The organism is Microbacterium sp. (assembly GCF_031178525.1).
Classification (GTDB): Bacteria; Actinomycetota; Actinomycetes; order Actinomycetales; family Microbacteriaceae; genus Microbacterium.
In genome coordinates, this window is record NZ_JAPSJA010000186.1 from 1 (window position 1) to 4,750 (window position 4,750).

Genomic DNA, 4,750 nt, shown 5'->3' on the forward strand with positions numbered 1-4,750 from the left:
TCGAACACGCTGGCGATGCCCTCGTGGTTGACGAGCGCGGCGTGACGGGCCTCGGCGCGGAAGCGCTCGAGGAACCCGGGATCGCCCATGTACTCGTCCTTGAGGATCTTGATGGCGACCGTGCGGCCGATCACGTGGTCCGTGGCCTCCCAGACCTCGCCCATGCCGCCGATCGCGATCCGCGAGTTCAGCTCATACCGTCCGCCGAAGGACACGCCCTGCGTTGGCCTCATCTGCTCAGCACCGCCTCCATGACCTTCTTCGCGATCGGCGCCGCGATCGTGTTCCCGCTGCCCGTCTGGCCCTGCCCGCCGCCGTCCTCGACGACGACCGCCACCGCGACCTCGGGGTCGTCGGCCGGCGCGAATCCCGTGAACCAGAGCGTGTACGGGTTGTCCCCGCCCATCTCCGCGGTGCCCGTCTTCCCGGCCACGTCGACGCCGTCTATTCTTGCACCCGTCGCGGCGCCGTCCTGGACGCTGGACACCATGGCGGACGTCACCTGCTCGGCCGTGTCGCCTTCGAGCGCATCGCTGAACGTCGAGGGCGAGAACGACTGCTGCACGGAGAGGTCGGGCCCGACCACCTCTTCGACGAGGTACGGGTTCATGACCGTCCCGCCGTTCGCGATGCCGGCCGAGACCATCGCGATCTGCAGCGGCGTGGCCTGCACCCGGCCCTGCCCGAAGCCGCTCAGCGCGGTCTGGGCGTCGTCCACGATGCTGTCCGGGTAGGTGGAGGTGGTCGCGGCGAGCGGCGCGGCCTGGATCTCGCGGTTGAACCCGAGGCGCTCGGCCGTCTCCCGGATCGCGTCGGCGCCGAGCTCCACCGCGAGCTCGGCGAACGGCACATTGCAGCTGAGCCGGATCGCGGTCGCGATGTTCGTGGTCTCGCCCGGACCGCACGTGGTGCCGCTGGCGTTGTGCACGGTGTTCGTCGACTGCGGCAGCTGGTACGTCTCGGGGTTGGGCAGCTCGGTGTCCGCGTCGTAGTCGCCCGACTCGAACGCGGCGGCCGCGACCACGAGCTTGAACGTCGAGCCGGGAGGGTTCACGTCGCCCGCCAGCGCGCGGTTCTGCAGCGGCTGCGCCGGGTCCTCCTCGAGCGCCGTGTACGTCGTTTCGGACGCCTCCGGATCGTGCACGGCAAGCTGGTTCGCGTCGAACCCCGGCGTCGACACCATCGCCAGGATGCGGCCGGTGTCCGGCTCGATCGCGACGACCGCGCCCGTGAGGCCACCCATGGCGTCGTAGGCGACGCGCTGGACCTCAGGATCCAGCGTGAGCACGACACTCGATCCGCGGGGCGGCTGGCCCGTCACGATGCGCTCGATCCGGGAGAAGAACGCGGATCCGGCCGTGCCGGAGAGCTCCTGCCGCATGGCGTCCTCGAGGCCGGTCGCCGTGCCGAGCGTCGGGTTCAGGAAGCCGGTGACGTGCGACCACATCACCGAGTCGGCGTACTCCCGCTGCCACACGTAGACGTCGTCGATGGGCGAGGACGTGGCGATCTCGCCGCCGCCCGCGATGATCGCGCCGCGCTGGGTCTCGTAGCTGTCGAGCAGCGTGCGGCGGTTGTTGGGCTCGCCCGCCAGCGCGTTCGCCTGGAACACCTGGATCGCGCTGGTCGAGCCGAACAGCGCCAGGAACATGATGAGCACGATGATGCTCAGTCGCCGGAGTTCCTTCGTCATCCGATCACCGCCCTCGGCTGCTGGCGCACGGCGTCGCTGATGCGCAGGATGATCCCGACGATCAGCCAGTTCGCGAGCAGCGACGATCCACCCGCGGCGAGGAACGGCGTGGTCAGGCCCGTAAGCGGGATGAGCCGCGTGACGCCGCCGACCATGATGAACACCTGCAGCGCGAGCGTGAACGACAGAGCGGTCGCGAGCAGCTTCCCGAAGTCGTCCTGACCGCTCACGCCGATGCGCAGGCCGCGGGCAACGAAGACGAGATACAGGCACAGGATCGCGAACACGCCCACGAGCCCCAGCTCCTCGCCGATGCTCGGGATGATGTAGTCGCTCTGCGAGACGGGCGTGAGGTACGGGCGACCGAGCCCGAGCCCCGTGCCGAGCAGGCCGCCGTGCGCCAGGCCGAAGATGCCGTTCACGAGCTGGTAGCTGCCGCCGTCCGCCTCGTACAGCTCGGGGTTGAACGCTCCGAGCCAGGCGTCGAAGCGCCCGCGCACATACGGCAGCACGTACGAGGCGGCGACCGCGCCGCCGACCGCGAGGAACACGCCGATCAGCACCCATCCGGTCTTGCCCGTCGCGACGTAGAGGGTCGCGACGAACATGCCGAAGATGAGCAGACCGGTGCCGAGGTCGCGCTGGGCGACGATGATCACCATCGACACGAGCCAGATCACCAGCAGCGGCCCGAACTCGCGCGCGCGGGGGAACGTGAAGCCGAGGAACCGCGTTCCGGTCGAGGTCAGGCTCTCGCGCGTGCGCACCAGGTAACCGGCGAAGAAGATCGCCAGGCAGATCTTCGCGATCTCGCCCGGCTGGAAGTTCACGGGGCCGATCTGGATCCAGACCGTCGCGTTCCCGCCGCCGTTGATGAACGGGATGAAGGGCAGGACGAGCAGGACAAGGCCGGACAGGCCGAACACGTACGTGTAGCGGAACAGCACGCGGTAGTTGCCGAGCAGCCAGACGAGCACGCCGGCGGCGAGGATCGAGGCACCCGCGTAGAGCAGCTGGCTCGTGCCGCCGCCGGGGTTGACGCAGCGCGCGCCGCCCGGGCAGTCGTCGATCGACAGACTGAGGCGGTAGATCATCGCGATGCCGAGGCCCGTGAGCAGGGTGGCGATCGGCACGACGAACGGGTCGGCCTGCGGCGCGCGCACGCGCAGCACGACGTGCAGCGCGAGCACGAGCGCGGCGACGACGCCCTGACCGATCAGCACACCCGTGTCGATGCGGCCGAGCTCGCCGAGCTGCGACAGCGCCGTCGCGCCCAGGGTCAGGAGGATGGCGAACAGCAGCAGGAACAGCTCGCGGTTGCGCAGCGGCTGGCGCTGCCGCACGCGGCGCAGCGCCTTGAGGATCGTGGTGTCGGCGGCGACCTCGGTCATCCGTCGTCTCCCGGGGTCGGCGAGCCCGACGGCGTCGGGCTCTGGGTCGGCAGCGGGCTCGGCTCGGGTTCGGGCACGACGACGGAGTCGCGCAGCCGCTCGACGATCGCCTCGGCGTCGGCGAAGGAGCGCGCGTTCATCGTGAACTCGACGCGAGCGCGCTGATAGGGCGACAGATCCGCGAGCAGGATGTCTGTGTCCTCGTACGGCGACGACAGCGTGATCGGACCGAGCGACTGCTGGATGCCCTGGAAGATCACGACCGAGTCGTCGTCGGCGCCGACGTAGTAGCGGGTCTGCGTCCAGCTGTAGAACACGGCGAAGCCCGCCGCGATCAGTGCCGCGATCAGCACGAGCACGGCGACGAGGCTGATGCGGCGGCGCCGGGCGCGGCGCCTGTCCTCCTCGATGAGCTCCTCGAGGTACTCGGGCTCCGGCTCGAAGTGGGTCGGCTCGTTCGCCGCCTGGCGATTCGGATGCAGCCAGCTCGTCGAGATCAGGGGACGGGCGGCGACGGCGGGGACCTTCACGCCCTGCGGGTTGGACGCCGATCCGACGATCGTCGCGGTTCCGCTCACGAGCGGATGCTGGCCGCCGACGTCGACCATCACGATCGTGACGTTGTCGGGGGCGCCGCCGTCGAGGGCGTACTTGAGCAGGATGTCGGCGGTCCGCCCGGGAGGCAGCCCCAGGCGCAGGGCCTTCTGGATGTGCGCCTCGTCGACGACGCCGCTCAGCCCGTCCGAGCACAGCAGCCAGCGGTCGCCCGGCTGCGTCGGCATGATGAACGTGTCGATCTCGGGGTCCGGATCCATGTCGCCCAGCACGCGCATCAGCACCGAGCGGCGCGGATGGAAGCGGGCCTCCTCGGGCGTGATGCGCCCCGAGTCGACGAGGCGCTGCACGAACGTGTGGTCGGTGGTGATCTGCGTGAGCGCGTCGTCGCGCCACAGGTAGATGCGCGAGTCGCCGATGTGTGCGATGACCGCGTACTGGTCGACCATTGCGATCGCGCTGACCGTGGTGCCGAGGCCCGCGAGCTCCGGACGCCGGGCGACGAGCTGGATCAGGTCGCCCGCCGTCGCCGCGATCGTCTCGCGCAGCGTGACCTCGGCGTCCTCGGGCGACGGGTAGACGTGGTCGAGCTCCTGGAGCGTGTTGACCGCGACGCTCGACGCGACGTCGCCGCCCGCGTGCCCGCCCATGCCGTCGGCGACGACGAAGAGGTTCGAGCCCGCATAGCCCGAGTCCTGGTTGTTGGACCGCACCTTCCCGGTATGGGAGATGGCGGCACTCGATCCCACGAACATGTCGGCGGGCGCTTACTTCCGCAGCTCGAAGGTCGTGGCGCCGACCTTGATCGGGGTGTTCGACTGCACCGGGACCGGCGAGTTCGGCGAGACGCGCTCGCCGCCGTGGAACGTGCCGTTCGTGGACTCCAGGTCCTGCAGCATCCACTGCTCGCCCCACAGCACGAGCCGCGCGTGCTGGCTCGACGTGTAGTCGTCGCGGATCACGAGACCGGTCTCACTCGAGCGGCCGATCGTGAGCGAGTCCGTGCCGAGCGGCAGCTCGAGTCCGGCCTTGGGGCCCGAGGTGATCACGATGCGCGAGACCGTGCTGGTCGTGGCGGGACCCGCGGCACCTCCGCTCGGCGCGGGAGCCG

Annotated in this window: 4 protein-coding genes and 1 pseudogene; all 5 read right to left on the reverse strand. The window is 70.0% G+C overall.

From position 1 onward, the window contains the following. Positions 1-233, reverse strand: a pseudogene (locus RIF89_RS11055) (serine/threonine protein kinase); the annotation flags it as partial. Further along, positions 230-1,693 carry a penicillin-binding transpeptidase domain-containing protein gene (locus tag RIF89_RS11060; protein WP_309069166.1) on the reverse strand — a complete coding sequence of 488 codons (1,464 nt, stop codon included), beginning with the start codon at positions 1,691-1,693 and terminating at the stop codon, positions 230-232. The gene RIF89_RS11060 and the pseudogene RIF89_RS11055, both read right to left, overlap by 4 nt. Further along, entirely contained in the window at positions 1,690-3,084 is a 1,395-nt protein-coding gene (locus tag RIF89_RS11065; protein WP_309069167.1) for an FtsW/RodA/SpoVE family cell cycle protein, read from the reverse strand. The genes RIF89_RS11060 and RIF89_RS11065 overlap by 4 nt, the downstream gene beginning before the upstream one ends. Then, complete coding sequence (locus RIF89_RS11070) at positions 3,081-4,394, reverse strand: protein phosphatase 2C domain-containing protein (RefSeq protein ID WP_309069168.1); 1,314 nt, start codon at positions 4,392-4,394, stop codon at positions 3,081-3,083. Before RIF89_RS11070 ends, RIF89_RS11065 begins: the two co-directional genes overlap by 4 nt. 12 nt (positions 4,395-4,406) lie before the next feature. After that, the coding region (locus RIF89_RS11075) for an FHA domain-containing protein (protein ID WP_309069169.1) at positions 4,407-4,750 on the reverse strand (344 nt) is incomplete at its 5' end.